Below are 25,842 nucleotides of genomic sequence, written 5' to 3'. Positions count from 1 at the left end.
AAGGCAATCCACGGCCAGCATGTCGCTAGGGTTCATTTCATTCACCCCAGCCTACCGAACTGCGAGCTCACGCCCTGTCTCGCCACCACCAACGCCCCCTTCCGCGCCGCACTTGCCCGTCGGCCTCGGCAGCCGCGAGCAGTTCATTGGCGGTCTGCCGTGACACATGGGCCAGCTGCGCCAGTTCGGACTGCGTCGCCTGCACCTGCGCCCAGCCGCCGCCCGCCGGCACGCCGCGCTCACCCGCCAGCTGCGCCAGAGCCAGCCGGAAGCGCTCCGGCGCCGCGAGGTGGCGGGCGGCCTGCAGCTGGCGCAGCGTGCCGTCGTAGCGCCGTGCGAACTCGGCCATCAGCGCGCGCGCAAAACCTGGCACCTCGTCCATCAGCAGCGTGTAGGCCTCGCGGCCGATGACGAACACCTCGCTCGCACCGCGCGCCACGGCTTCGTACTCGGCCGGCAGGCCTGCCGCGAAGGCCGCGAGGCCGAAGAAGCGCGGCGGGGCCACGTCGCCCAGCACCGAGATGCGGCCGTCCGCGCCGGTGAAGCGCGATTCGATGGCGCCTGCCGCCACGGCGTAGAAGGCGGTGGGCCTTTGCCCCTGAACGAACAGGCTGCGGCCTTCGGCCAGCCGGCGCCGTGGCACCAGGGCCGGCAGCCGGGCCGCCACGGCGGCCGGCACCCGCAGGGCGGGGAAGTTGGCCGTGATCAGCTGGTAGACGGCGTCATCGGACATGATGGCATTGTCGGCTGGCCGACACAGGCGTGCCGTGTGGCTGCCTATGCTGGGCGCATGGACTCACGACAAGACCTGCCCACGCTGCTGCGCCGATTCGGGCGCGAGGAATGCAGCCAGGAGCCGCTGTACATCGCGCTGTGCGAGCTCGCTGCGGATGACGAGCGCGCGCTGGCACTGCTGGCCGAGGCGCCGCCCGAGCAGCGCAAGGCCAACCTGCTGCTGGCGGCGCTGCACGAGCGCGTGCTGGCCGGCGCGGCGCCCGAGCTGGCGGCCTACTACCCGAGCGTCGGGGGCGAGCGGGCGCCCGATGCGGCGCTGGGACCGGCCCTGCGGGTTTGCCTGGCGCGCGAGTGGCCGGCGTTGGTGCAGCACCTGCGGCACGGCGCCACGCAGACCAACGAGGTCGGCCGCTGCGCGGTGATCTGGCCCGCGCTGGGGGCGGCGGCGCAGACGACCGGCGCGCGCCACCTTGCGCTGCTGGACTTCGGCTGCAGCGCGGGGCTCAACCTCGGCGTGGACCGCTACCGGCTGCGCTACCGCACGGACGATGGCGCCTGGCATGAGCGCGGCGGTGCGTCGGTGGCCATCGAGTCGCGCTGGCTGGGCGCGGCGCCGCCGCCAAGTGCCGAGGCCGACTGGCGCCTCACGCTGCGCCAGGGGCTGGACCCGGCGCCCGTGGATGTGAGCGACGCGGCCCGCCTGCGCTGGCTGCAGGCCTGCCTGTGGCCGCACGATGCGCGCCGCCGCGAGCGGCTGGCCGGCGCGGCCGCGCAGCTGGCCAACCTGCCCGTGACGCTGACGCAGGCGGAGGACTGCATTGCCGCCATAGCGCCATGGCTGCGCGGCCTGCCGGCCGGCGTGCAGCCGGTGTTGCTGACGAGCTGGGTGCTGTACTACCTGAACGCAGCCGAGCTCGCGCGGCTGCGCGCGACCGTCGACCGGCTGGCGCTGAGCCACGGGCTGGCCTGGATCTGCGGTGACCTGCCGGCCCTGAGTGCGCAGGCCGCGCCGCCGCCCGTGCCGGTGTTGCCAGCGGGCGAGGCGCCGTCGTCGCTGACGCTGTGGACGCTGCGGCATGCCGAGGCTGGCCGCTTCGCCGAGCAGGCGCTGGCCTGGAGTCACCCGCACGGCCGCTGGGTGGCCTGGCTGTGAGCGGATGGCGTTGGCGGCTGTCGACGCAGCGCCGCTTGGATAATCCGGCCTCCCCAAGGAGACCGACCCATGTTCCAGCACGTCGACGCCTATGCCGGCGACCCCATCCTGAGCCTCAACGAGGCATTCCAGAAAGACCCCCGCACCGGCAAGATCAACCTGTCCATCGGCATCTACTTCGACAATGAGGGCCGCATCCCCATGCTGCCGTCGGTGCGCGCGGCCGAGCTGGCCGTTGTCGAAACGGCCGGTGCCCGGCCCTACCTGCCCATGGAGGGCGCGGCCAACTTCCGCAGCGCCGTGCAGGGTCTGCTGTTCGGCGAGGGCCACCCGGCCATCGCGGCCGGTCGCATCGCCACCATCCAGGGTGTGGGCTCCAGCGGTGGCCTGAAGGTGGGCGCCGACCTGCTTAAGCGCTACTTTCCCGACAGCAAGATCTACCTGTCCGACCCGACCTGGGACAATCACCGCGCGGTGTTCGAGGGCTCGGGCCACGTCTGCGAGACCTACCCCTACTACGACCCCGCCACGGGCGGCCTGCGCTTCGACGCGCTGCTGGCCTTCTTCAAGACGCTGCCGGCGCGCAGCGTCGTGTTGATGCACGCCTGCTGCCACAACCCCACCGGCGTGGACCTGGCGGCCGACCAGTGGCGCGCACTGGTGCCCGTCCTGCGCGAGCGTGAGCTGCTGCCTTTCCTGGACCTGGCCTACCAGGGCTATGGTGACGGCATCGAGGAAGATGCCTTCGCCGTGCGCCTGCTGGCCGACGAGGGCATCAGCTTCCTCATCGCCAACAGCTTCTCCAAGAGCATGAGCCTGTATGGCGAGCGCTGCGGTGCGCTGAGCGTTGTCTGCCCCGATGCCGACCAGGCCGCCCGCGTGCTGGGCCAGCTGAAGTTCATGATCCGCCGCAACTACTCCAATCCGCCGCTGCACGGCGGCCAGATCGTGGCCAAGGTGCTGGGTACGCCCGCGCTGCGCGCGATGTGGGAGGCCGAGGTGGCCGAGATGCGTGGCCGCATCCAGTCCATGCGCCGGGCGCTGCACGACGTCATCGCCGCCAAGCTGCCGGGCCGCGACTTCAGCTACTTCCTGACCCAGCGCGGCATGTTCAGCTACACCGGCCTGACGGCCGAGCAGGCCGAGCGGCTGAAAAACGAGTTCGGCGTCTACATCCTGCGCTCGGGCCGCATGTGCGTGGCGGGGCTGAACACCCGCAACGTCGAAGCCACCGCCGAGGCCATGGCCGCCGTACTGGCCTGATGATCTGTTGGCCCCTCGCCCAGCCCGCCCGGCTGGACGCAGGCGATTCTGGTCGGTCCCCCGAGGGGACGCCGATATCGGCGGCATCGAGCCGCCAATATCGTCAGCGCGGGCCGGCTTGGGGCGGCCCGGCGCTCGGCCCGTGGAGGCCGTCAGCCCAACGCTTGACGCCATAACGTCGGGTGATGGCCGCCGCTGCCGGTTTCATTGGTAGCGGCTTCCCGGCGTCCTTACCCTGCCGGCCAGTTCAAGAGCCCAGGGTCAGGATGAAGCATTGCGTGGTAATCGGCGGCGGCGTGGTGGGGCTCACCACGGCCTGGGCCTTGCTGCAGCGCGGCCATGCGGTCACGCTGGTGGAGCAGGCGACCGATGTGGCCCAGGGTGCCAGCCGGGCCAACGGCGGCCAACTGAGCTACCGCTATGTGTCGCCGCTGGCCGATGCCGGCGTGCCGCTGAAGGCGCTGCGCTGGTTGCTGGACCCGGATGGCCCGCTGCGCTTCAAGCCCGAGTTTGACCGCGCCCAGTGGTCGTGGCTGGCTGCCTTCCTGCGCAACTGTCGTGGCCCGGTGAACCGGCGCGCCACCGAGCGCCTGCTGGCGCTGGGCGCCTACAGCCAGGCCGCGTTCGCGCGGCTGCAGCAGCAGGCGCAGCTGGGCGAGGCCGTGGCGCTGCGCGCGCCGGGCAAGCTGGTGGTGTACCGCCAGCAAGCCGAGTTCGCCCGTGTCGCGGCGCGGGCACAGGGCGGGGCGGAGCAGGCGCTGTCGCACGACGACTGCGTAGCGCTGGAGCCGGCACTGGCCGATACCGAAGCCACGCTCGCCGGCGGCATCTTCACGCCCGGCGAGGCGGTGGCTGACTGCCACGCGTTCTGCCGCCAGCTGCATGAGCGCCTGGGGGCGCACGAGCACTTCCGCGGCCGGCTGGGTGCGCGGGTCGACAGCTTCCTGATTGACCGGACCGGCGCCGTGTTCGGCGTGCGCACCCCGGCCGGCGACGTGACGGCCGATGCCGTCGTGCTGGCCGCCGGCCTGCACAGCCGCGCGCTGGCGGCCACCGTGGATGTGCGGCTGCCGCTGTACCCGCTCAAGGGCTACAGCCTCACGGCGCCCATTGGGCCGGGCCACCGCGCGCCCGAGGTCAGCGTGACCGACTTCGAGAAGAAGATCCTCTACGCCCGCATCGGCAGCGACCTGCGCGTGGCCGCCATGGTGGACCTGGTGGGTGACGATGCCTCGCTGGACGCCGGCCGGCTGGCCTCGCTGCAGCGCTCGGTACGTGCCACCTTCCCGCACGCGGCCGACTACGACCGCGCCACGCCCTGGGCCGGCCTGCGCCCGGCCACGCCCAGCGGCGCGCCCATCCTCGGCGCCAGCGGCATCGCCGGCCTGTGGCTCAACGTGGGCCATGGCGCCTTGGGCTTCACGTTCTCGTTCGCGACGGCCGACATCGTCGCCGCGCTGGTGTCAGGTCATGCCAGCCCGCTGCCGCTGGATGGCCTCGAGCTGTGACGGCTGACGAGCTCGCCCAGGCCTTGCGCCTGGCCGTGCTGGCTCAGCACTTCGAGCAGACCCCCGATGCGCTGCAGGGCGGCGCGCCGCTGGGCCTGATGCCCAGCGTCGACCTGGCCGTGCTGGTGTTCGGCGGTGCCCGGCCGGTGGCGGCCAATGTGCTGTTCTCGCGCGAGCACCCGCAGGGGCTGGTGGCCTACGTCGACGGCGCGTTCGGTGCCGTGGCCAATATCGCCTTCCACGCGGACGTGCGCGATGCGCAAGGCCGCTCGGTGGCCTGGCTGCCGGAGGCGGACTGGGGCCAACTGCACTTCCCGCCCTGGTTCGGCAGCGGGCCCAGGGTCGTGTCGCCCTACCCGGCGTCGCTGCTGAAGTTGATGGTGGCGGTGGGCGTGGCGCGGCTGGTGGACCAGGGGCGCAGTGCCTGGGCGCGTGCGCTGGCCCATGGCGGCCGGGAGCGCCCGGTGGCCGACTGGCTGCACGACATGATCACCATCAGCTGCAATGCGGCAACGTCGGCGCTGGTGGCCCACCTGCACGCCTGCGGCGCCATCCGGCGCGACGGCGAACGCGAGCTACACAACGAACTGCATGACCTGTTCGCCGCCCACGGGCTGCCGGGCCTGCGCATCGCCAACACGCGGCCTGACGGTGGCTGGGGCAACGATGCCGGGGCCGGCGTGGGCGAGATCCGCATGACGGCCTGGGACGCGCTGCGGCTGCTGTGGCTGCTGGACGCCGAGGCGCCGCCGCCCGCAGGCGCGCCGCCGCTGCTGAGCGCCGCCAGCCAGGCCGTGCTGCGCCGCACGCTGGATGCGCAGCAACTGCACCACATCCTGAGCAGCGAATCCCTGCGCGCGCTGCCCGGTTGGCTGCCGGGCATCCCCACGCCGCCAGCCAGCTTCGCGCACAAGACCGGCAATACGCAGAACTACAGCAGCGATGCCGGCATCGTGCACGACGGCGGGCTGCACTACCTGATCGCCGTCACCACCAGCCTGGGCTCGCGTTACGCGCCGCATGTCGATGCCGCCACGACGTGGCGCTTGCCGGCGCTGGGGGGCGCGGTTCATGCATGGTTGAAGTGCCGTCACCCGGCGTGAAACCGGCCCGAGCGCCCGAGCTATGTGCTCAGGTTATGCCCGGCGCGCAAAGCGTGATCGTCATGAATGCGACGACCCGGGCACGCCCCTCTGTTCTCGACGGCCTGCCTACGGCAATCATGTGAACAGCGTGTCACCTCACAGGAAAAAAGCATGAAGCCCACCCGTATTGCCTGCGCCACCGCGCTGTTGTGTCTCAGTGGTGCCGTGACGGCCCAAACCGGTGCGGATGCACCGAGTGAGCAGCAGAAGCTGCAAAAGGTCACCATCACTGGCTCCAGCATCAAGCGGCTGGCGGACGAGAAGGCTATGCCCATCGAGGTGATGACGGCGGCACAGATTCGCGAGCTGGGCGTCAGCAGCGCTGACCAACTGGCCGACCTGCTGTCGGCCAACGTGGCGGGCAACACCAACCAGGTCACCAACAACGCGGTGTTCGGCACAGATGCCGACAAGACGCTGGGCGGCGCCAACTTCGCCAACCTGCGCGGCCTTGGCCCGACCGGCACGCTGGTGCTGCTGAACGGCCGCCGCGTGTCCACGCATGGCATGAGTGGTGGCTCGGTGGACCTGAACGCCATCCCGATGGACGCCATCGAGCGCGTCGAGGTGCTGAAGGACGGCGCCTCGGCCGTGTACGGCACCGACGCTGTCGGCGGGGTGATGAACTTCATCACCCGCAGCGACTACCAGGGGTTGTCGCTGCGGGGCAGTTACTCCACGCCGCAAGCCGACGGTGGCGGCCAGACCCGCCGCATCTCGGCGAGCGGGGGCGTGGGCAGCCTGGCGCGCGATGGCTACAACCTGATGGCCACGGTCACCTTCGACAACAACGAGATCTTGCGCGGCACCGACCGCCCCTGGGCGACCGGCTACCAGCCCGATCAATACCTGACCCCGGACTCGACCAGCGCCGTCCACGCCAACATGATCGCCGGCAGCTCCTCGACGACGTCGGCGGTCTACAACACGGCGATCCCGGCAGCCGGCACCATGGTGGGCACCAGCGGCGATACCACCCGCTACACCAACCTCAACCTGCTCGCCATCCAGGGCCGTTGCCAGGACATCCCCAACCAGGTGCCGCTGGCCCCCAACGTCCAGATCTGGGATCTGTTCGGCTACACCAAGGCCAATTCGCAGTACCGCTGCACGCGCGACTACGGCCGCAACTACATGTTGCGCTCGCCGCAGGAGGCGACGAACGCGCTGGTCAAGGGCACCTTCAACATCAACGACAAGCACCAGGCCTCGTTGGAGCTCATCACGTCTGATGTGACGAACCGCGGCGAGTATTCGCCGCTGCAGGTGAGTTCCGGCAACACGACCGCCACGGTCAATGGGGTGACCACGGTCTCAAACACCCACCTGCAAACCAGTAGCCCCCACTACCTGAACATGCGCACCCTGGTTGGCGCCACGCAGTTCGACCCGACCAAGCCCATCGCCTACCGCGTCAATTTCCTGAACGACCTGGGCTTCCGCATCCGCGAAAACAACACCAAGAACCTGCGTGCCCAGGCCTCGCTCGAAGGCACGATCGGCCGCTTCGACTACAGCGTCAGCGCGGGCTACGGCGAATCCAAGAGCTCGGCCACGCTGATCAGCGGCTTTGCCAACACGCGCAAGCTCGTCAACCTGCTGGCCTCCGGCAAGTACAACCCCTTCATCATGCCGGGCCAGACGCAGTCCGCCGAGGTTGTTGCGGCCTTCGAGGACATGCAGATGCGCGGCAAGATCTACGACGGCAAGACCAGCGTCAAGCAGTTTGACGCCACGCTATCGGGCTCGCTGGGCAAGTTCATGGCGGGCGACATCCTGTTCGCCACCGGCGTGAATGCCCGGCAGGAGACCTACGAGTTCTCGGGGTCGCAGAACTTCCTGTGCGTGGACAGCATCACCGCCGCGACGCTTGCCACCTATGACAACACGGCGCTGACCTTCGGCTGCCCGGGCAATACCTCGTCGCCCACGCTGTCGCGCGACATCACCGCCGTGTTCGGTGAGCTGGTGGTGCAGCCGCTGAAGAGCCTGGAAGTCACGTTGCAGGTGAGGCACGACCAGTACCAGCAGATCGGTGGCACGACCAACCCCAAGGTCGGCATCAAGTTCACGCCGTTCGACAGCCTGCTTCTGCGCGCCTCGGCCAACACCGGCTTCCGTGCGCCCACGGCCCAGCAGGTGCGCCAGGGGGTGGTGGTGTCGGCCATGACGGGCCAGTTCCGCGATCCCGTGCTGTGCGCCGACGTCAACAACCCGCAGGACGCCACGCAATGCGCGCGCCTGAGCACGCCCTATGCGACTGGCGGCAACCCGGACCTGAAGCCCGAGACCTCCAAGCAGTTCTCCGTCGGTATGGTGTTCGCGCCCATCAAGGACTTCCAGGCCTACGCCGACTACTGGCAGGTTGAGCTGGATGACCGCATCCGTGCGCTGAGCATCACGGAGATGGTCTCCAATTACGAGCTGTTCAAGGACAACTTCGTGCGGGATCCGGCCACGGGCGTCGTGCGCTACATCCAGGCCGGCTGGGTCAATGCGGCCGGCAGCAAGACCAAGGGCCTGGACTTCGGCATCAAGCACCAGATGACGGCGCTGGGCGGCAAGATCTCCAGCTCGCTCGGCGGCACCAAGATGATCAGCCACAAGGAACGCGCCCTCGAGACCGCGCCCATGCGGGAATACGTCGGCATGTGGTCCAACACGACGCTGTATCTGCCCTGGCGCCTGAATGCCAGCGTCAGTTATCGCACGGGCCCGTGGGCGATGACGCTGTCCGGCCTGTACCGCGACAGCTACGAAGACCAGAACCGGGGCCCGACAGCCCAGGGCGGCGCCAACTACACGTCTGCCCAGCCGTACACGCGCACGGTGAAGTCCTACTCGACCTTCAATTTGGTGGGCAGCTACTCGGGCCTCAAGAACGTGACGCTGAGTGGCAGCATCATCAACCTGGCCGATCGACAGCCCTCCTTCACCTGGCACAACGTGGACAGCGCCTCGGGTGCTGGCTGGGATCCGCGTGTTGCAGACCCGCGTGGCCGCACCTTCATGCTCTCCGCCAGCTGGAAGCTCTAAGCTCGCGATAACCGTGCGCGTGAGGCCCCTGCGGGGGCCTCTTTCACTTGTCATCCGGAGTTCCCGTGCAGCTCATCACCGAAGCCCAGGTCATCGCTACCCTCGACCGGGACACCGCTCGCCAGGCCTTGCATGCCGCCTTTGCCCAGCACGGCCACGGCCAGGCCCAGGTGCTGGCCCGCCACCGGGCCACCAGCGCCGTGGACGGCACTGCGCTGGCCATCAGCGCGATGGGGGCCATCCTGCAGGCCGACGGCGATCTGCCCGCGGTGCTGGGCACCAAGGTCTACTCGGCCCGCAACGGGCGCTATCACTTTCTCGTCAGCCTGTTCTCGGCCGACACCGGCGCACCGCTGGCCACGCTGGAGGCCAATGAGTTCACGCGGCTGCGCACGGCGGCCGCCACTGCAGTGGCGACCGAGTTGCTGGCCCGGCCCGAGGCGCGCACGCTGGCCGTCTTCGGCGCGGGCATCCAGGCGCGCGCGCATCTGGAGGCGCTCATGCCGCTGCGTCACTTCGAGCGCGTGCTGGTTTGCGCGCGCTCGGGTGCCGAGGCACTGGCGGCCGAGTTCGGCGGCGAGGCCGTCGATGCCGCCATGGCGGCGGCCGAGGGCGACGTGATCGTCACCGCCACGCGCTCGCCCACACCGCTGTTCGACGGCGCGCGGGTGCGGCCGGGCGCCTTCGTCGCGGCAGTGGGCTCCAGCACTCGCGCCGCGCGCGAGCTTGACGACACGCTGCTGGCCCGCGCCACGACGATCGCCGTCGAATGGCGCACGGCGGCCGAGCTGGAGGCCGGCGACCTTGTCCACTGCCCGGCCGAGCGCTGGGTCGAGCTGGGCGAGCTGGTTGCCCGCCCGCGCCCGCGCGCGGCGGCCGACATCGCCGTCTACAAGAGCGTGGGTATCGGCCTGGAAGACGTGGCGCTGGCCCGCGTCGTGGCGCGCCGCCTGGGGGCGTGCTGATGCGTGCGCTGGGTTGGCTGGCGGGCGCGCTGCTGCTGAGCGGCTGCGCGACGACGACCGTGCCTGATCCCGTGCAGGCCGTGCTCGCACGTCAGGGCCTGCCGGCCGACAGCGTGGGCTACCTGCTGCAGCCGCTGGACGGCTCGCGCCCCGCACTGGCGCGTCGCGCCGACGACCCGATGTCGCCCGGCTCGACGATGAAGCTGGTCAGTGCCATCGTCGCGCTGGACCGGCTGGGCCTGAACCATCGCGGCCGCACCGAGCTGCTGGCGGCGGCGCCGGCGGTGGGCGGCGTGATCGAGGGATCGCTCATCCTGCGGGGCGGCGCCGACCCCGACCTCGACTGGCCCGCGCTGTGGTGGCTGCTGCGCCAGCTGCGCGAGAGCGGCGTGCGCGACATCCGCGGCGGTCTTGTCATCGACCGCACGCTGTTCCGCCCGGCGCGGCCGGACCTGGGCCAGCCGCCGTTCGACGAGTCCCCCGAGTTTCCCTACAACGTCATCCCCGATGCGCTGCACTTCAACGGCAGCCTGCTGGACTTCGAGCTGCAGGCCACCCCGGCGGGTGTCACGGCGCGCAGCGTGCCGACGCTGCCGGGGCTGGTGGTGGATGCCAGCGCCATGACGCTGGCCGCCGGCCGCCCCTGCAAGGACTGGGATGACGGCTGGCAGCCCGCGCAGGCCCGGCCCGGCGTCGACGGTCGCACCGTGCTGCGGCTGCAGGGCGAGTTTCCGGCGGGCTGCCGCCAGCGCGCCAGCCTGCAGCTGCTGGACCGCCAGTGGCTGGTGGCGCAGGCTGTGCGACAGCTGTGGGCAGAGCTGGGCGGCACGCTGGGCCCGGGTGATGCCGAGGCCGCCGCGCCGGCCGGCGCCGTGGTGCTGGCCACGCACCGCGGGCGGCCGCTGGCGGAGGTGATGCGCGGCGTCATGAAGAGCAGCGACAACGCGCTGAGCCGGCTTATCTATCTGCAGCTGGGCGCGCAGGCTGCGCGTGATGGCGAGCCCACGCTGGCGGCGGCCGATCGCGTCGTGCGCGACTGGTTCCGCGAGCGTGGCGTGGAGGTGCAGGGGCTGGTGATGGACAACGGCTCCGGCCTGTCGCGCCACGAGCGCATCAGCCCGGCGCAGCTGGCGCGGGTGCTGCGCGTGGCCCACGCCGGCCGCCAGGCGCCGGACCTGCTGGCCACGCTGCCCATCGCCGGCGAGGACGGCACGCTGTCACGCCGGCTGCGCGACGGCCCGGCCACCGGGCTGGCGCGGCTCAAGACCGGCACGCTGCGCGATGCTGTCGGCCTGGCGGGTTTTGTGCCGGATGCGTCGGGCAAGCCCTGGGTGTTCGTGGCCTTCGTCAACCATCCCGACGCGGCGGCCAAGGGGCGGCCGGTGCTGGACGCCCTGGCAACGTGGGTGGCCACCCAGCGTTAGGCTCCGATCCCATTTGAGAGGAAATCCTTGAACCGGCCGATCTGTTTACTGCTGCTGGCGCTCGCCAGCTTTGGCGCCGACGCACAGCGAGTGGGCAAGCCGCCCACGGTGGCCTTGATCGCGGCCATCGGCGATCAGGTCGACGTGGTGCGCCAACGCGAGCGCACGGGAAGCCATGCCGAGCCGTTCAGCCGCAAGAGCCTGGCGATCAACGGCCGCTTGTTGAATATGGCGGTGCTGAAGGGGCTTAACCAGGCCATCGAGGAGGAGGAGCCGCTGGCGCAGCGCGTGCTGCTGAACTGGACGGCGCCGGCTGACACCCAGGCCCAACTTGCCCAGGCGCATGGCAAGGAGCGCGAGGCCATCATCCTGTCTGCCTTGCAGGCGCACTTGAGGGCCATGCCGTCCCGCGCCGATTGGGACCGCATCGAGGCCATCCTGCCTAGCTACTTCTACGCGGGCTTCGGCGGCATGGGCAGCAAGCTGTCCGGCGTGGGCTTTTACGTGCAGCCGTTGGACAAGGGGGCCGCGGCGGTGCCGTGGGAGGCGGATGCCCCTGACGGCGCGACCGCGGACATGGTGGCTGAAACGGGCTCGGGCTATCGCACGGTCAATCCCCGCACCGGCGAGGTCGGGAGCTCCAACACCTACATCGCGGCCTACATGTACTTCGAGCGCGTCACGCTCGACGCGCGCAGCCTGGACGTGATAGCCCGCAAGCGTCAGCTCGACAACGTGAAGTACGCAGACCCCGAGGCGACCGCGCTGGATGTGGGCGATCAGGTGCCATTGAAGGTGATGGCGGGCAAGTTGCTGACCCTGGCCGAGCGTTCGGCCTACGTCTCGGTGCGGGGCGCGTCGCAGGTCTTCGTCACCGCGCCCAAGCCGCTCAGCTCGGGTGCGAGCGCACCGCGCTGACGGTCAGGCCACCGCTGCGCCCAGCAGCCGCAGCGTCCCGGCTTCGGCGTCCATCTCCGCCAGCGCCCCCACCGGCACCGTCAGCTTGCGGCGGATGTGGCCGATGGCGGCACCGCGGAAAACGGGCACGTTCAGGGGCAGGAAGTAGTCGTCGAACACCTCGTCCAGCGTCAGACTGCCGTATCCGTCGCCCGGCTCGCACTTCGTGAAACGACCCAGCACGACACCGGCCAGCTGCGACAGCGCGCCGTTCAGGCGCAGCGTCGAGAGGCAGCGGTCGATGCGGTAGATGTACTCGTTGATGTCTTCCAGGAATAGGAGGGCGCCGCGGCAGTCCGGGAAGTAGGGCGTGCCTGCCAGCGAGGCCAGTACCGTCAGGTTGCCACCCACCAGCCGGCCCTGGGCGCGGCCGGCGCGCACGGTGCTGATGCGCTCCTCGCGGGCCACGAGGTCGTCGGCCGGCCTGACGACCGGGTTGCGCAACACGGTCGCCTCGGCGTTCATCGCCACGGCGCGGAAGCTCTGCACCGAGAAGTCGTTCCACTCCGATGACGCCACCGGGCTGTGGAAGGTGACGAGGCCGGTGCGCGTGTGGATGGCGTTGACGAGGCTGGTCAGGTCGCTGAATCCGCCGAAGAATTTCGGGCGACGGCGGATGAGGTCGTAGTCCAGCCGATCGACGATGCGGTTGCAGCCGGAGCCGCCGGTCAGCGCGAGGATGCCGGCCACCGAGTCATCGGCAAACATGGCGTTCACGTCGGCGGCGCGCTGGGCGTCGGTGCCGGCGAAGGGCCCGCGCCGGGCGCTGACATGCGCGCCCTGCTTGACCTGGAAGCCCAGCGCCTGCAACGACTCGATGGCGATCCTTAGCGGCTCGCGCTCGAAGGTGGCGTTGGCGGGGCTGACGAGACCCAGCGTGTCACCCGCGCGCAGGCGGGGCGGTCGCAGCGGGCCGGCGGCCTGGGCTGACGCCGAGGCGCCGGCCAGCAGGCTGGCGGCAGCGGTGGTGCCGAATTGCAGGAGGTCGCGGCGGGAGGTGGGCATGGTGTTCTTGCTGAGTCAGGGAGGGAGGGCCGACTGCATACTGGGCCCGTGAAGCCTAGCCCTTGGAGTCGTTGCGTGGTGATCGCCGTGGTGGCGCTGTGGGCGCTTGCTGGCAGCGCGGCCTGGGCCCAGGGTGGCTGCCCGGCGCGGCTGCGCATCAGCTTTCCGGACGCGCCGGCCGAGCCTTTCTTGCAGGGGCGCGGCGACGCCTTCGCCGCGCCACCGGGCCTGCTGGTGGACTGGGTGCGTGGCGCGCTGAAGCGGCTGGGCTGCGACACGCAGGCCGAGCTGTTGCGGCTGCCGTCGCGGCGCGTGCGGGCCATGCTTGGCAGCGGTGAGCTGGATCTCGTGGCTGCCGTGGCCCAGGGCGGGCCGATGGCCGCGTTGCTGACCTTGCCCCGGCCGCAGGGCGCGCGGGGGCAGTTCGACCTTAGCCTGGGTCAGGTGGAGTACGCGCTGTATGCGCACCGGGCCGGGCTGGCAGCGCAGGGCGGAGCGCCGGTGCTGCCTCCGCAGGCCCGCGTGGGCGTCACGGCCGGCAGCAGCGCGGAGCGGCTGGCCCAGGAGCGCGGCTGGCCGGTGGAGCCGGCGCCCAACCACGAGAGCGTGCTGCAGAAGCTGCTGGCCGGCCGCACGCCGCTGCTGCTGATGCACAGCTACTACCTCGACGAGCGGCTGCGCCGCGATGCGGCGCTGGCACGCCAGGTGGTGCGCGTCGGGCCGCCGGTGGAGCGGCTGCGGCTGCATGTGGGCGCACGGCCCGCGTTTGCAGAGCAGCATCCGGCGTTCATGGGCCGGTTCTGGCGCGAGCTGTGCCGGCAGTCGGCGGATGCAGGCGGTGCGTGCCGCCTGCCGGCGTGAGGTCCAATGCGGGGATGAGCCAAGACCTGCCCCCGCTGCCCGCCCTGGCCCTCGGCCGCTACCGCCACTACAAGGGGGGCGAGTACGAGGTGATGGGCGTGGCCCGCCACAGCGAGACGTTGGCACCGTTGGTGGTGTACCGGCCGCTCTACAACGACAGTGGCTGGTGGGTGAGACCGTTCGAGATGTTCACCGGCACGCTGCTGGTGGACGGCGTGCAGTGTCCGCGTTTCGAGCACATCGGCTGAGGCCACTCACAGCACCCGGGGCAGGTCGCGCCGCACGGCCACGCGGTCGCCGAAGTCGAAGTGCCACCACTCGGTGGCGATGCCCTGGAAGCCGGCCTCGCGCATGGCGGCGCGCAGCCAGCCGCGCTCGGTGAGCTGCTGCGCGGTCAGCAGGCCCAGCGCGAGGTGCTCGGCCTCGTGGTCAGGGTGGGAGGTCAGCGTCATCTCGTCGAAGCCGCTGCCCATGTCCACCTCGCGGCCCTGCGGGTCCAGCAGCGTGAGGTCCACGGCCATGCCGAAGCTGTGGATGGAGCCGCGCTCGGGTGGGGCGAGGTACATCGTCAGCGGCGTGCCCTGCAGCTCGTCCCACAGGCGCTGCTGCACACGCTGCGGGCGCAGCCCATCGAGCACCAGCAGCCGCCAGCCGGGGCGGCGCGCGTGCAGCCAGGCGGCGGCGTGCTCCAGCGCCTCGGCCGCCTCACGGCGCAGCCAGTGGCAGTCGAAGCCGTCGTACACGGCATGGCCCACGAAGTTGTTGGCGCTGGCGTAGCGCAGGTCCACGGCGATGCCGTGGCGCAGGCCGACCAGCCGACGGAAGTGCGGGTGAGCGGCGATGTCTTCGATGCGGACAGGGTCGGCCATCAGGGCAGTCGAGCAAGGTGTTCGTGGGCGGCGGCGGTGATGAACTTCACCAGCCGGCGCGAGGCCTGGCCCAGCGGCGCGCTGGCGGCGCTGAGCAGGTAGAGGTGGACGCCGACCTGCGGCGCCAGCGCGCGCACGCGCACCCTGGTGGTGTCGGCGCTGGCGGCGGTGAATGGGTCCACCAGCGTCATGCCCACGCCGGCCTCCACCAGCGCGCGGGCGAGCTGGTAGGTCTGCACGGTGATGCGGCTGGCCAGCGTCTGGCCCAGCGCCTCGCCGGCGTGATGCAGCAGGCCGGCGAGCGGGTCGTCGCTGTGCAGGCCGACGATCTCGGTGCGGATGTCGGCCAGGTCCAGCGGCCCGTCGCCGCGCGCCTCGGGACTGGCCAGCGGGCACAGCGCCACCATGGCGCCGCTGGCGATGACCTCGGCCTTGATGCCGGGGTGGCGCGGGTCCTGCAGCGACAGCGCCAGGTCGGCCTCGCCCAGCAGCAGCGCCGACACGATCTCGCGCGTGTGGTGCGTCGCCAGCGAGCAGTTGGCCTGCGGGTGGGCCTTGCACCAGGGCGTCATGGCGGCCGGCACGATGGCCGTGGCCAGCGCGGGCGTGGCCACCAGGCGCACCTGCTCGGCCTCGCCGCTCTTCAGGTTGGCGGCCAGGCGGCGGATGCCGACGAGGTCGCGGTTGAGCTTGTCAATCTCAACGAACAGCCGCTGCGCCTCGGGCGTGGGGTAGAGCTTGCCGCGTACGCGGTCGAACAGTGGCATGCCCAGCTGCAGCTCGCAGTGCTGCAGCACCTTTGTGACGGCTGGCTGCGAGATGTGCAGCAGCTGTGCGGCACCGCTGATGGTGCCGGCCTGCATGATGGCGTGGAAGACCTCGATATGTCGGAGACGCATGGTTGTGGTGTTTAGGGCCGAGCGCCGGGCCGCTCCCAAGCCGGCCCCCTCGATGCGCTTGCGGGGCACTCCCCGGAAGCGCATCGGCTCCCTCGGGGGGCGGGCTGGCGTACTCGCCGGACCGGGGACTTCACTTTCTGTAAACGCCTTCGAAGTCGACGGAGCCGTTCGGCGCCATCTTGAAGCCCACCACGTCCTTGCGCACCGGGATGTAGACGGTGGAGTGCGCCATCGTGATCCAGGGGCGTTCGCGCTTGAAGATCTCCTGCGCCTTCTCGTACAGCGCGTTGCGCTTCTTGGTCTCGGGCGTGGCGCGGGCCTCGTCGATGAGCTTCTCGAAATCGGCGTTGCAGAACTTGATGCCGCCCCGGCTGGTCGCACAGCTGAGGTTGGGGGTCAGGAAGTCGTCGGCATCACCCGTCTCGCCGCTCCAGCCGCTCATGTAGACGTTGTGCTCGCCGTTGTTTGCGCGCTTGAGGTACTCGCCCCACTCGTAGGTCTTGATGTGGGCCTTGACGCCGATCTTGGCCCAGTCCTGCTGGATGAGCTGGGCCATCAGCTGACCGTTGGGGTTGGTTGGGCGTTGCACGGGAAGGGCCCACAGGTCGAGCTCGAAGCCGTTGGGGTAGCCGGACTTGGCCAGCAAGGCTTTGGCCTTGGCAGGATCGAACTCGTTCTTCAGCGCCTTGTTGTAGCCAGGAATGGCGGGCGGGAAGGCGCTCACCGCCTGCATTGCGTCGCCGCGCGGGAACAGCGCCTTGAAGATGGCGTTGCGGTCGATGGCGATGTCCAGCGCCTCGCGCACCTCGCGCTTGTCGGTGGGCGCTTTCTTCAGGTTGAATCCCAGGTAGGAGATGTTCAGCGCCTGGATCTTCTCGACGCTGACATTGGGGTTGCTGCTCAGAGTGCCAACGTCCACGTCGCGCAGCGCTGCCGTCACATGGCATTCGCCGGCGGCGATCTTCTGCACCCGCACATTGGGCTCGCGGCTGATGCTGAACACCAGCGTCGGCGTGGGTTGCTTGCCGCCCCAGTAGTCAGGGTTGGCCGTCATGCGCAGCACGTCGTCCTTGGCGTAGCTCTTGAACATGAACGGCCCCGTGCCCACCGGCTGCACGTTGATCTGGCTGGCCTTGCCGGCCTTCAGCAACTGGGCTGCGTATTCGGCCGAGTGGATGCCGGCAAACGCGAACGCCACGTTGGCGATGAAGGTGACGTTGGGCTGGTGCAGGCGGAAGCGCACCGTCAGCTCGTCCACCTTGTCGATGCCCGCGATCAGCTTGGCCAGGCCCAGGTTTTGCGGGTAGATGAAGTTGGCCGGGAACGCCTTGTTGAATGGATGGCTGGCGTCGATGAAGCGGCTGAACGTGAACACCACGTCATCGGCGTTCAGCGTGCGCGTGGGCTTGAACCACGGCGTGCTGTGGAACTTCACGCCCGGCCGCAGCTTGAAGGTGAAGCTCTTGGCGTCGGGCGAGATCTCCCAGCTCGTCGCCAGCTTGGGCACCAGCTCGGTCGAGGGGCGCTTGAAGCCCAGCAGCCCGTCGAACATCTGCGCGCTGACGGTGTTGGTGCTGGCGCTGTCCCACAAGCCGGGGTCGAAGCCCTCGGGACTGGCGTCGGCGCAGTAGACCAGCGGCTTGCCCTGGGCCAGGGCGGCGGCGGGTAGCAGGGCGAGGGCGGTGCAGAGCAGGGCGGTTTTCATCGGCGGCGGAAGGCGGGCGGTGTGCCCGGCGGATTGTTCGGTGCGGCCCGGCGCGCGCAAGCGCTGCGGCAGGCAGGGGCCATAACAAAAGCTTATACCGTGCGCGGCCCACAATCGCTGGCATGTGGACCGGCTTCCAACCCTTCAACGCCCAGCGCGACGGTGTCGCGCTGTTCGCCCGCCACGGCGGCCCCGCGCAAGACACCCGCCCGCCTTTGCTGCTGCTGCACGGCCACCCGCAGACCATGGCCATGTGGCACCGCGTGGCCCCGGTGCTGGCGCGCACGCGCCGCGTCGTGCTAATGGACTTGCGCGGTTACGGCGACAGCGACCGTCCACCGGCCGGCGAGGGCAGCGCCGCCTATGCCAAGCGCGAGATGGCGCTGGACGCGGTGGCCGTCATGCGACAGCTGGGCCACGAACGCTTCGCCGTGCTGGCCCACGACCGCGGCGCCCGCGTGGCGCACCGGCTGGCGCTCGACCATCCGGAGGTGGTCACCCGGTTGCTGCTGCTGGACATCGCGCCCACGCTGGCCATGTACGAGGGCACGACCGAAGCCTTTGCCCGCGCCTACTGGCACTGGTTCTTCCTGATCCAGCCGGCGCCGCTGCCCGAGCGCTTCATCGAGAGCGACCCGCTGGCCTACCTGCGCGACGGCATGGGCCGTCGCGGCGGCAGCTTCTTCGCGCCCGAGGCCTGGGCGCAGTACGAGCGCTGCATCCAGCGCCCCGGCACGGCCGCCGGCATCTGCGCCGACTACCGCGCCGGGGCCGGTATCGACCTCGCGCATGACCGGGCCGACCGCGCCGCCGGCCGGCTCGTCACGCAGCCGCTACGTGTGCTGTGGGGCGCGCACGGCGTCGTTGGCCGCTGCTTCGAGCCGCTGGCGCTGTGGCAGGCCGCGGCGGCGGACGTCAGCGGCCGCGCAGTGGACAGCGGCCACTACCTCGCCGAGGAGGTGTCTGACGTCGTCATCTCCGAGGCGCAGGCCTTCTTCGGCCCTTGAGAAGCAGGCGAGGGCCGCAGGCTGCGAAAATGCCGCGACCATGAAGCCCATCGCCTACACCCGCGCCAAGGACCTGCCCGCCACGCTGCAGCAACGCATTGCCATCCTTGATGGCGCGATGGGCACCATGATCCAGCGCTACAAGCTCGGCGAGGCGGACTACCGCGGCGAGCGCTTCAAGGACCACGGCAAGGACCTGAAGGGCAACAACGAGCTGCTGCTGTTCACGCGGCCCGACGTCATCCGCGAGATCCACGAGCAGTACCTCGCGGCCGGCGCCGACCTCATCGAAACCAACACCTTCGGCGCCACGTCCGTAGCGCAGGAGGACTACGACCTGCCCGAGCTGGCCTACGAGATGAACGTAGTCGCCGCACAGATCGCCCGCCAGGCCTGTGACAAGTACTCGACGCCCGACAAGCCGCGCTACGTGGCCGGCGCCCTCGGCCCCACGCCGCGCACGGCGTCCATCAGCCCGGATGTGAACGACCCGGGTGCCCGCAACGTCGATTTCGACACGCTGCGCGACGCCTACTACGAACAGGCCAAGGGCCTGCTGGATGGCGGTGCCGACGTCTTCCTCATCGAAACCATCTTCGACACGCTGAACGCCAAGGCCGCCATCTTCGCGGTGGACCAACTGATGGAAGACAGCGGCGAGCGCCTGCCCGTCATCATCTCGGGCACGGTGACGGACGCCTCCGGCCGCATCCTGTCCGGCCAGACGGTCACCGCCTTCTGGCACTCGGTGCGCCACGCTCGGCCCATCGCCATCGGCCTGAACTGCGCCTTGGGCGCCACGCTGATGCGGCCCTATATTGAGGAACTGGCGAAGGTGGCTGGCGATGTGGCCGTCAGCTGCTACCCCAATGCCGGCCTGCCCAACCCGATGAGCGATACCGGCTTCGACGAGACGCCTGACGTCACCGCGCGCCTGGTGGGCGAGTTCGCGCAGGCGGGCTTCCTGAACATCGCCGGGGGCTGCTGTGGCACGACACCCGACCACATCGCGGCCATCGCCAGAGCCGTGTCGGCCTACAAGCCCCGCGTCAGCGGCGACCGCTTCTTCAGCAAGATGCTGGACGCTGCTTAGGTCGTTAGCATGCCGGCCGAGCCAGGGGCGTTTCCTGGCACCCGGGAGCTGGCATGGATTGGCAGACGGTCGTCGCGCAGCACGCGCGCACCCAGGGCTGGGACGAGGCACGGCAGCGTGAACTGCTGGCGCTGGACGACCTGGGCCGACCGCCGTCGGCGCTGCAAGCCTACGGGCCGCTAGCCTTGCTGGGTCTGGCCGGCCTGCTGATCGGGCTGGGGCTGATCTTCACCGTCGCGGCGCAATGGGGCGGGCTGTCGCGCGGTCAGCAGTTCGCGCTGCTGCAGGCTGGCGTGGCGGCAGGTGCGCTGGGCGTCATGGCCTGGCCGCGGCTGCGCATGCCGCTGGGGCTGCTGAGCCTGCTGGCTATGGGTGGCCTGCTGGCGTTCTTCGGCCAGACCTACCAGACCGGCGCCGACCCCTGGCAGCTGTTTGCGCTGTGGGCCGCGTTAGGCCTGCCGCTGACACTGGGCGTGCGGGCCGACGCGCTGTGGAGTGCCTGGACGCTGGTGGCCGCGACGGCCATCGCCTTGTGGATGGGCGCCCACACCGGCCACCGCTGGCGCGCCGATCCCGACGACTTGGTAGTGCACCTGATCGGCTGGAGCGCGACGCTGGTCCTGGTGCTGGCGCTGGGCAGCGCGCCCGGGCGGCGACTGGGCGCGGGGCTGTGGGCGCGCCGGCTGGGCGCCACGCTGGCGGTATTCCTGGTGACCAGCAGCGCCGTCTGGGCGCTGTTCAGCCAGCGCCCGTCGCTGCAGGTGGTGCTGGCGCTGGCCGTGCTGGCGGTGGCGGCCTGGGCGGCGTCGCGGCCGGCGACGTTCGACCTGTTCACGCTGAGCGCGGCTGCGCTGGGCCTGAACGTGGTGCTGGTCGGCGGGCTGGGGCGCTGGTTGTTCCACGGTGCCACGAGTGGCAACGGGATGGGCGAGTTCCTGCTGCTGGGGCTGGTGGCCGCCGGCCTGCTTGCGGCGACGGTCAGCGGTGTGCTTCGCCTGGCACGCCGCGCCGGTAGTGCGGCATGAGCCGCGATCGCGTCGCGGCGCTGTGGCAGCAGGCCCAGGCGCGGCAGCTGCTGCCGGCGGACGCCGTGGTGCCGCCGCCCGAGACGGCGCGGCCCTGGCCGGTGGCGCTGCTGACGGCGCTGGGCGCCTGGCTGGCCGCCGTGCCGCTGGTGGCGGTGCTGGCGCTGGCCTTCGGCCCCTTGTTCCAGCATGGTGGCGCCTGGCTGGCCGGCGGGCTGCTGCTGGCCGTGACGGGCGTGATCCTGCGTGCCGACGGCCTGCCGCTGTTCGTCGAGCAGCTGGCAGTGCCGCTGCTGCTGACGGGCGGCGCCAGTCTGGGCTTCGCGATGTTCCAGGACCTGCCCGACCCCGCCGCCGCTGGGCTGCTCGGGGCGGTGTCGCTGCTGCTCGGCGCGTGGGTGCGGCCCCTCTGGCTCAAGGCCTGCCTGGCTGCCGCGGCGGCGCTGTTCTGCGCGGTGGCGATCGGCCGCCTGGTGTCGCCACGCGGCGCCTGGCCGCTGCCGCGCCCGGAGTGGCTGGGCTGGCATGCCGGCGTTTTGATCTGGCTGATCGCGCAGCGCGCCTGCCGCCCCGTGGGCCTGCGGCCGGGCTGGCTGGCGCTGGCCACAGGTTGGGGCGCGATGACGCTGCTGGGCCTGGCCTTGTCCTCGGGCATGGCGCTGCTGACCAGCGGCACCCTGGGCAACTGGGGCAGCACGCACGGCATGGCCTGGGCGGGTGGGGCGGGCGGCGTGTCGGCTGTGCTGGCCCTGGCCGCCGCGGCCTGGCTGACCCGCGCCTGGCCGCTGCTGCGTCAGCCTGGCGCGGCGGGCGTGGCCCTGGTGATGGCGGCACTCGCGGGCTTCATGCCGGCCCTGGGCGCGGCGCTGCTGATGGGCGCCGTCTGCCTGGCCTGGGCGCGCTGGCGGCTGGCGGTGGCGGCCGCGCTGGCGGCGCTGTGGATCATCGGCAGCTTCTACTATCAGCTCAGCTGGCCGCTGGCCACCAAGGCGGCGGTGCTGGCGGGCGCCGGCCTGCTGCTGGGCCTGCTGGCCTGGCCGGCCTTGCGGCGTGCAGCGCCGGGCCAGCCTCAGCCGCGCGCAGCGCTGCGGCCGGCCCGCTGGGGCGCGGCCGTCAGCCTCGTGGCAGTGCTGGCCGTCGTCAACGTGGCCATCGTGCAGAAGGAGGCGCTGATCGCCGAGGGCCAGCCGGTGTTCCTGCCGCTGGCCCCGGTGGACCCGCGCTCGCTGATGCAGGGCGACTACATGGCGCTGAACTTCAGCCTACCTGGGGGCGTGCGCTCCGTGGACAGCGCGTCGCTTGGCAGCGCCCGGCCCCAGGTGGTGGCTCAGCGGGATGGGCAGGGCGTAGCCCGCCTGCTGCGCGTGCATGCCGGTGAGCCGCTGGCGGCGGGCGAGCTGCTGATCGAGCTGTCGCCCCGCAGCGGGCGCTGGACCGTGGTGAGCGATGCCTGGTTCTTCCGAGAGGGCGAGGGCCAGCGCTGGGCGGCTGCGCGCTTCGGCGAGTTCCGTGTCGCGCCGGACGGCCGGGCGCTGCTGGTCGGGCTGCGCGGCGCCGGCCTGTCCCGGCTGTGAATGCGTACGTTGACAAATGAATTCACATGAATACATTCGCGTTCATTGGAATTCATGAAGGCAGGTGGTCGCATGGCGACTCAGACCGTCACGATGGAGCCTTTGTCGGCGCGCATCCCGAGCGACCTCTACCTGTGGCTGGCCCAGCTTCAGGTGGAGGGCGCCACGACCAACAGCGACAAGCTGCGCGTGCTGCTGGGCCAGCTCAAGCGCCAGCACGACGGCGCGTTCGACTATGTGGCCGCCCACGCCTGGGCGCGCGACCTGACGCACCGGCTGCGCGAGGCGCTGGTGCGCATAGAGGGCCAGGAGGGCCGGCATTCCGAGGTGCTGGGCGGGCTGGTGGAGCAGGTGGCGGCGCTGATGGCGCTGGTCATCAGCCATGCGCCCGCCACGGCCGAGGATGCCGCCCGGCTGGAAGACGCACTGGTTCGCCGTGCGGCGCTGCTGGGCGAGTCGCTGCTGCGGCAGGCGACGACGGGCGCCGCCCATGCCTTCGACCCGGGCGTGGTGCGCCGCCACCTGGCGACCACGGTCGAACTGGCCGCCACCCTGAAGACCCTGGAAGGAGCCTGAGATGGCCGAGTCCCTCAAGACCCGCGTGGGCCGCGTGATGGCCGGCGGCCTGCATGCGCTGCTGGACAAGATCGAGGACCTGCAGCCGCAGGCGGCGATGGAGCAGGCGCTGCGAGAGGCCGGTGGCGTCATCGATGAGGTGCGCCACGAGCTTGGCAGCGTCAGCGCCAACCGCCACCTCGCGCAGCAGCAGCACGCCCGGCTGAACGCCAGCCACGAGGCGCTGCGCGAACAGGTAGCCCAAGCGCTGGCCGCCGGCCGCGACGACCTGGCCCGCGCGGCCGTGGCGCGGCAGATCGACATCGAGGCCCAGCTGCCGGTGCTGGAGGCGACGCTGGCCGAGCTGGCGCGCCAGGAACAGGAGCTGCAGGGCTTCACCGCTGCGCTGCTGGCACGGCAGCGCGAGATGCAGGAGGCGCTGGCCGCCCTGCGCCACAGCCGCGCGGCAGCAGCCTCTGCGGCTCAGCCGGCGGGCGCCTCGGCCGTGGAGCAGCGGCTGGCGCAGGTGACAGAGGCTTTCGAGCGCATCTACCAGCGCCAGACCGGCCTGCACGCGGCGCAGCCCGGCAGCGCTACGCAGGAGGCGCAGCTGCGCGAGCTGGACGCGCTGGTGCGCGAACACCGCATTGCCGAGCGCCTGGCGCGGCTGAAGGCGGGGGAGCTCTGAGCATGCGCAGCGATCTCATCGGAACCTCGTCATGAACCTGTTCACCACTCCCGAGACCTTGCCCTTCGGCGTGGCCGTGGCGCTGATCGTTGCCGTTGCCCTGCTGGAAGGCCTGGGCATGCTGGTGGCGCTGAGCCCCAGCAATGTCATCGACGACCTGCTGCCGCAGGCGATGCCCGAGTCGGGGCTGGACCGCGTGCTGGGCTGGCTGCACCTGGGCCGCGTGCCGGCACTGGTGCTGCTGCTGCTTTTTCTGCTGGGCTATGCGCTGTTCGGCTATGCGCTGCAGAAGGTGGCGCTGAACCTGGCCGGCGGCTTCCTGCCGGCCTGGGTGGCCGGCTTGCTGGCGGTGCCGCCAGGCCTGGCCACGGTGCGCGGCCTGGGCAGCCTGGTGGCCCACATCGTGCCGCGCGACGAGACCAGCGCCGTCAGCGAGCAGTCGCTGGTGGGGCGGGCCGGCGTCGTCAGCGCGGGCGCCGCGCGCCGCGGCCTGGCCGCGCAGGCGCGGGTGCGCGACGCCTTCGGCCGCATGCACTACTTGATGGTGGAGCCCGACCTGGACGACGACGTGTTCGAGGAAGGCGCGCAGATCCTCATCGTGCGCAAGCTGGGGCCGTTCTACCGCTGCATTGCCAACCCGCATCCCCACCTGATCTGACCAACCTGGGAGTAGAAGCAAGACATGGACAACCTCATCGAGATCTCCGCCATCGCCGGCATCGGCCTGCTGGGCCTGCTGACCATCGGCTTCGTCTTCGCGCGCCTGTACAAGCGCAGCACCAAGGAGACGGCCTTCGTGCGCACCGGCCTGGGTGGGCAGAAGGTCATCATGGACGGCGGCGCCATCGTGCTGCCGGTCTTCCACGAGCGCGTGCTCGTCAACATGAACACGCTGAAGCTGGAGGTGCTGCGCCGCGAGCGCGAGAGCCTCATCACGCGCGACCGCATGCGTGTGGACGTGACGGCCGCGTTCTTCGTGCGCGTGAAGCAGACCGAGGAGGCCGTGAGCACCGCCGCGCAGACGCTGGGCGCCCGCACCATGAGCCCCAACGAGCTGAAGGCGCTGGTGGAAGACAAATTCGTCGACAGCCTGCGCGCCACCGCCGCGACCATGACCATCCAGGAGCTGCAGGACAAGCGCCGCGACTTCGTGCAGGCGGTGCAAAACGCCGTGGCCGAAGACCTGGAGAAGAACGGCCTGGAGCTGGAGTCCGTCTCGCTGACCAGCCTGGACCAGACCGACAAGCAGTTCTTCAACCCGAACAACGCCTTCGACGCCGAGGGCCTCACCAGGCTGACCGAGCAAACCGAGGCGCGCCGCAAGCAGCGCAACGACGTCGAGCAGGACACCGAGGTCCAGGTGCGCACCAAGAACCTTGAAGCCAGCCGCCTGAAGCTGACCATCGAGAAGGATCAGGAGTTCGCGTCGCTGTCGCAGCAGCGCGAAATCGAGACGGCGCGGGCCGAGCAGATCGCGCTGATCGCGGCCCAGCAGGCCGAGCGCGGCCGCGAGGCCGAGACGGTGAAGATCGAGGCCGAGCGCCAGGTGGGCCAGCGCCGCATCGAGGCCGAGCGAGAAATCAAGGCGGCCGAGATTGAGAAGAACCTCGTCATCCAGACGCGCGAGATCGAGCAGGAGCGCCAGGCCGAGCTCAAGCGCGCCGAGCAGCGCAAGCAGGTGGAGATTGCGCGCCAGGACACGCAGATTGCGATCGCGACCAAGTCGCGCGAGCAGTCCGAGGCCGACGCTGCCGCCAACCTGGCCCGTGCCGAAGCTGTGAAAGCCGAAGAGACCGTCAACACCGCGCGTCAGGTTGCTGTGGCCGAGCGTGACAAGGCCATCCAACTGATCGAGGCCAGCAAGGACGCCGAGCAAAACGCGATTGCGGTGAAGGTGTCGGCATCTGCCGAGAAGGAGGCTGCCATCGACCGCGCCGAGGCGCTGACCATCGAGGCCAAGGCCAAGCAGGCTGCCGCGATGGCCGAGGCTGAAGGCCGCCGTGCGATCAACGAGGCGCTGAACACGCTGTCCGTCGCGCAGATCGACCTGCAGGTGCGTACCCAGCTGCTGCAGCAGCTGCCCGCCATCCTGGCCCAGGCCGTCAAGCCCATGGAGCAGATCGACTCCATCCGCATCGTGTCGGTGAACGGCATGCCCGGCCAGGGCAGCAGCGGGGCGGGCGAGGGCGGCGCGGCGAACGGCGCCACCTTTCCCGAGCAGGTCATGAACTCGGCGCTGCAGTACCAGATCGCCAAGCCCATTGTCGATGCCGTCATGCAGGACGCCGGCCTGTCCAACCAGGGTATCACCGGCATGGCGCAGAACCTGGCCGACATGCTCAAGCCGGCGGGGGCGCCGTCAGCCTGACGCTGCC

At 70.6% G+C, this 25,842-nt stretch carries 23 protein-coding genes; 18 read left to right on the top strand and 5 right to left on the bottom strand.

Annotated features, from left to right (window positions below; genetic code table 11):
* Positions 1-67 precede the first annotated feature (67 nt).
* Positions 68-733: a Crp/Fnr family transcriptional regulator gene (locus tag ACG0Z3_RS17220; RefSeq protein ID WP_394399670.1), complete on the bottom strand. Its 666-nt coding sequence runs from the start codon at positions 731-733 to the stop codon at positions 68-70.
* Positions 734-790: 57 nt separating this feature from the next.
* Here ACG0Z3_RS17220 and ACG0Z3_RS17215 point away from each other — a divergent pair, with 57 nt between their 5' ends.
* The 8 genes from ACG0Z3_RS17215 to ACG0Z3_RS17180 all read left to right on the top strand — a co-directional run bounded on the left by ACG0Z3_RS17215 (position 791) and on the right by ACG0Z3_RS17180 (position 12,147).
* Entirely contained in the window at positions 791-1,888 is a 1,098-nt protein-coding gene (locus tag ACG0Z3_RS17215; RefSeq protein ID WP_394399667.1) for a DUF2332 domain-containing protein, read from the top strand.
* Between the two features lie 69 nt (positions 1,889-1,957).
* The gene (locus ACG0Z3_RS17210; protein WP_394399665.1) at positions 1,958-3,151 is read left to right on the top strand and encodes an amino acid aminotransferase; all 1,194 of its coding nucleotides are present in this window, start codon (positions 1,958-1,960) and stop codon (positions 3,149-3,151) included.
* 266 nt (positions 3,152-3,417) lie between these two features.
* Positions 3,418-4,659 carry a D-amino acid dehydrogenase gene (locus ACG0Z3_RS17205; RefSeq protein WP_394399663.1) on the top strand — a complete coding sequence of 414 codons (1,242 nt, stop codon included), beginning with the start codon at positions 3,418-3,420 and terminating at the stop codon, positions 4,657-4,659.
* Positions 4,656-5,762 carry a serine hydrolase gene (locus ACG0Z3_RS17200; RefSeq protein WP_394399661.1) on the top strand — a complete coding sequence of 369 codons (1,107 nt, stop codon included), beginning with the start codon at positions 4,656-4,658 and terminating at the stop codon, positions 5,760-5,762. The genes ACG0Z3_RS17205 and ACG0Z3_RS17200 overlap by 4 nt, the downstream gene beginning before the upstream one ends.
* 153 nt (positions 5,763-5,915) lie before the next feature.
* On the top strand, positions 5,916-8,840 hold the full coding sequence (locus ACG0Z3_RS17195; RefSeq protein WP_394399659.1) for a TonB-dependent receptor domain-containing protein: 2,925 nt from the start codon (positions 5,916-5,918) through the stop codon (positions 8,838-8,840).
* A 65-nt stretch (positions 8,841-8,905) separates the two neighbouring features.
* The gene (locus ACG0Z3_RS17190) at positions 8,906-9,805 is read left to right on the top strand and encodes an ornithine cyclodeaminase family protein (RefSeq protein WP_394399656.1); all 900 of its coding nucleotides are present in this window, start codon (positions 8,906-8,908) and stop codon (positions 9,803-9,805) included.
* Positions 9,805-11,229: a D-alanyl-D-alanine carboxypeptidase/D-alanyl-D-alanine endopeptidase gene (dacB, locus tag ACG0Z3_RS17185; protein ID WP_394399654.1), complete on the top strand. Its 1,425-nt coding sequence runs from the start codon at positions 9,805-9,807 to the stop codon at positions 11,227-11,229. Before ACG0Z3_RS17190 ends, dacB begins: the two co-directional genes overlap by 1 nt.
* A 27-nt stretch (positions 11,230-11,256) precedes the next feature.
* Positions 11,257-12,147: a hypothetical protein gene (locus ACG0Z3_RS17180; RefSeq protein WP_394399652.1), complete on the top strand. Its 891-nt coding sequence runs from the start codon at positions 11,257-11,259 to the stop codon at positions 12,145-12,147.
* 3 nt (positions 12,148-12,150) lie between these two features.
* On the opposite strand, the gene ACG0Z3_RS17175 is transcribed toward ACG0Z3_RS17180, so the two are convergent.
* Positions 12,151-13,191 carry a S66 peptidase family protein gene (locus ACG0Z3_RS17175; RefSeq protein WP_394399649.1) on the bottom strand — a complete coding sequence of 347 codons (1,041 nt, stop codon included), beginning with the start codon at positions 13,189-13,191 and terminating at the stop codon, positions 12,151-12,153.
* Between the two features lie 48 nt (positions 13,192-13,239).
* Between ACG0Z3_RS17175 and ACG0Z3_RS17170 the strand changes: the two genes are divergently transcribed.
* Together ACG0Z3_RS17170 and ACG0Z3_RS17165 are read left to right on the top strand one after the other, a co-directional pair.
* Complete coding sequence (locus tag ACG0Z3_RS17170) at positions 13,240-14,052, top strand: hypothetical protein (protein ID WP_394399648.1); 813 nt, start codon at positions 13,240-13,242, stop codon at positions 14,050-14,052.
* A gap of 14 nt (positions 14,053-14,066) precedes the next feature.
* The gene (locus ACG0Z3_RS17165) at positions 14,067-14,300 is read left to right on the top strand and encodes a DUF1653 domain-containing protein (protein WP_394399646.1); all 234 of its coding nucleotides are present in this window, start codon (positions 14,067-14,069) and stop codon (positions 14,298-14,300) included.
* Positions 14,301-14,306: 6 nt separating this feature from the next.
* Here ACG0Z3_RS17165 and ACG0Z3_RS17160 read toward each other — a convergent pair whose 3' ends face one another.
* The 3 genes from ACG0Z3_RS17160 to ACG0Z3_RS17150 form a co-directional block, all read right to left on the bottom strand.
* A complete protein-coding gene (locus tag ACG0Z3_RS17160; RefSeq protein WP_394399644.1) occupies positions 14,307-14,921 on the bottom strand; it encodes a M15 family metallopeptidase in 615 nt (204 codons plus the stop codon).
* Complete coding sequence (locus ACG0Z3_RS17155) at positions 14,921-15,820, bottom strand: LysR family transcriptional regulator (RefSeq protein WP_268166904.1); 900 nt, start codon at positions 15,818-15,820, stop codon at positions 14,921-14,923. The genes ACG0Z3_RS17160 and ACG0Z3_RS17155 overlap by 1 nt, the downstream gene beginning before the upstream one ends.
* A gap of 130 nt (positions 15,821-15,950) precedes the next feature.
* Positions 15,951-17,525, bottom strand: a complete 1,575-nt coding sequence (locus ACG0Z3_RS17150; protein WP_394399641.1) for an ABC transporter substrate-binding protein — start codon at positions 17,523-17,525, stop codon at positions 15,951-15,953.
* A 122-nt stretch (positions 17,526-17,647) separates the two neighbouring features.
* Between ACG0Z3_RS17150 and ACG0Z3_RS17145 the strand changes: the two genes are divergently transcribed.
* The 8 genes from ACG0Z3_RS17145 to ACG0Z3_RS17110 all read left to right on the top strand — a co-directional run bounded on the left by ACG0Z3_RS17145 (position 17,648) and on the right by ACG0Z3_RS17110 (position 25,835).
* Positions 17,648-18,532, top strand: a complete 885-nt coding sequence (locus tag ACG0Z3_RS17145) for an alpha/beta hydrolase (protein ID WP_394399639.1) — start codon at positions 17,648-17,650, stop codon at positions 18,530-18,532.
* A gap of 40 nt (positions 18,533-18,572) precedes the next feature.
* Entirely contained in the window at positions 18,573-19,625 is a 1,053-nt protein-coding gene (locus ACG0Z3_RS17140) for a homocysteine S-methyltransferase family protein (RefSeq protein ID WP_394399637.1), read from the top strand.
* A 53-nt stretch (positions 19,626-19,678) separates the two neighbouring features.
* Complete coding sequence (locus ACG0Z3_RS17135; protein WP_394399635.1) at positions 19,679-20,650, top strand: DUF2157 domain-containing protein; 972 nt, start codon at positions 19,679-19,681, stop codon at positions 20,648-20,650.
* Positions 20,647-22,224, top strand: coding sequence for a GDYXXLXY domain-containing protein (locus tag ACG0Z3_RS17130; RefSeq protein WP_394399633.1), 1,578 nt, complete (start codon positions 20,647-20,649; stop codon positions 22,222-22,224). Before ACG0Z3_RS17135 ends, ACG0Z3_RS17130 begins: the two co-directional genes overlap by 4 nt.
* Positions 22,225-22,296: 72 nt before the next feature.
* A complete protein-coding gene (locus ACG0Z3_RS17125) occupies positions 22,297-22,800 on the top strand; it encodes a hypothetical protein (RefSeq protein ID WP_394399631.1) in 504 nt (167 codons plus the stop codon).
* A 1-nt stretch (position 22,801) separates the two neighbouring features.
* Positions 22,802-23,467: a PspA/IM30 family protein gene (locus tag ACG0Z3_RS17120; RefSeq protein WP_394399630.1), complete on the top strand. Its 666-nt coding sequence runs from the start codon at positions 22,802-22,804 to the stop codon at positions 23,465-23,467.
* Between the two features lie 31 nt (positions 23,468-23,498).
* Positions 23,499-24,125 carry a YqiJ family protein gene (locus ACG0Z3_RS17115; protein WP_394399628.1) on the top strand — a complete coding sequence of 209 codons (627 nt, stop codon included), beginning with the start codon at positions 23,499-23,501 and terminating at the stop codon, positions 24,123-24,125.
* A 24-nt stretch (positions 24,126-24,149) separates the two neighbouring features.
* Entirely contained in the window at positions 24,150-25,835 is a 1,686-nt protein-coding gene (locus ACG0Z3_RS17110) for a flotillin family protein (RefSeq protein ID WP_394399626.1), read from the top strand.
* Positions 25,836-25,842: the final 7 nt, after the last annotated feature.

The organism is Pelomonas margarita (assembly GCF_043555875.1).
Classification (GTDB): Bacteria; Pseudomonadota; Gammaproteobacteria; order Burkholderiales; family Burkholderiaceae_C; genus Pelomonas; species Pelomonas margarita.
This window is presented reverse-complemented; position numbering and strand designations above follow the sequence as displayed.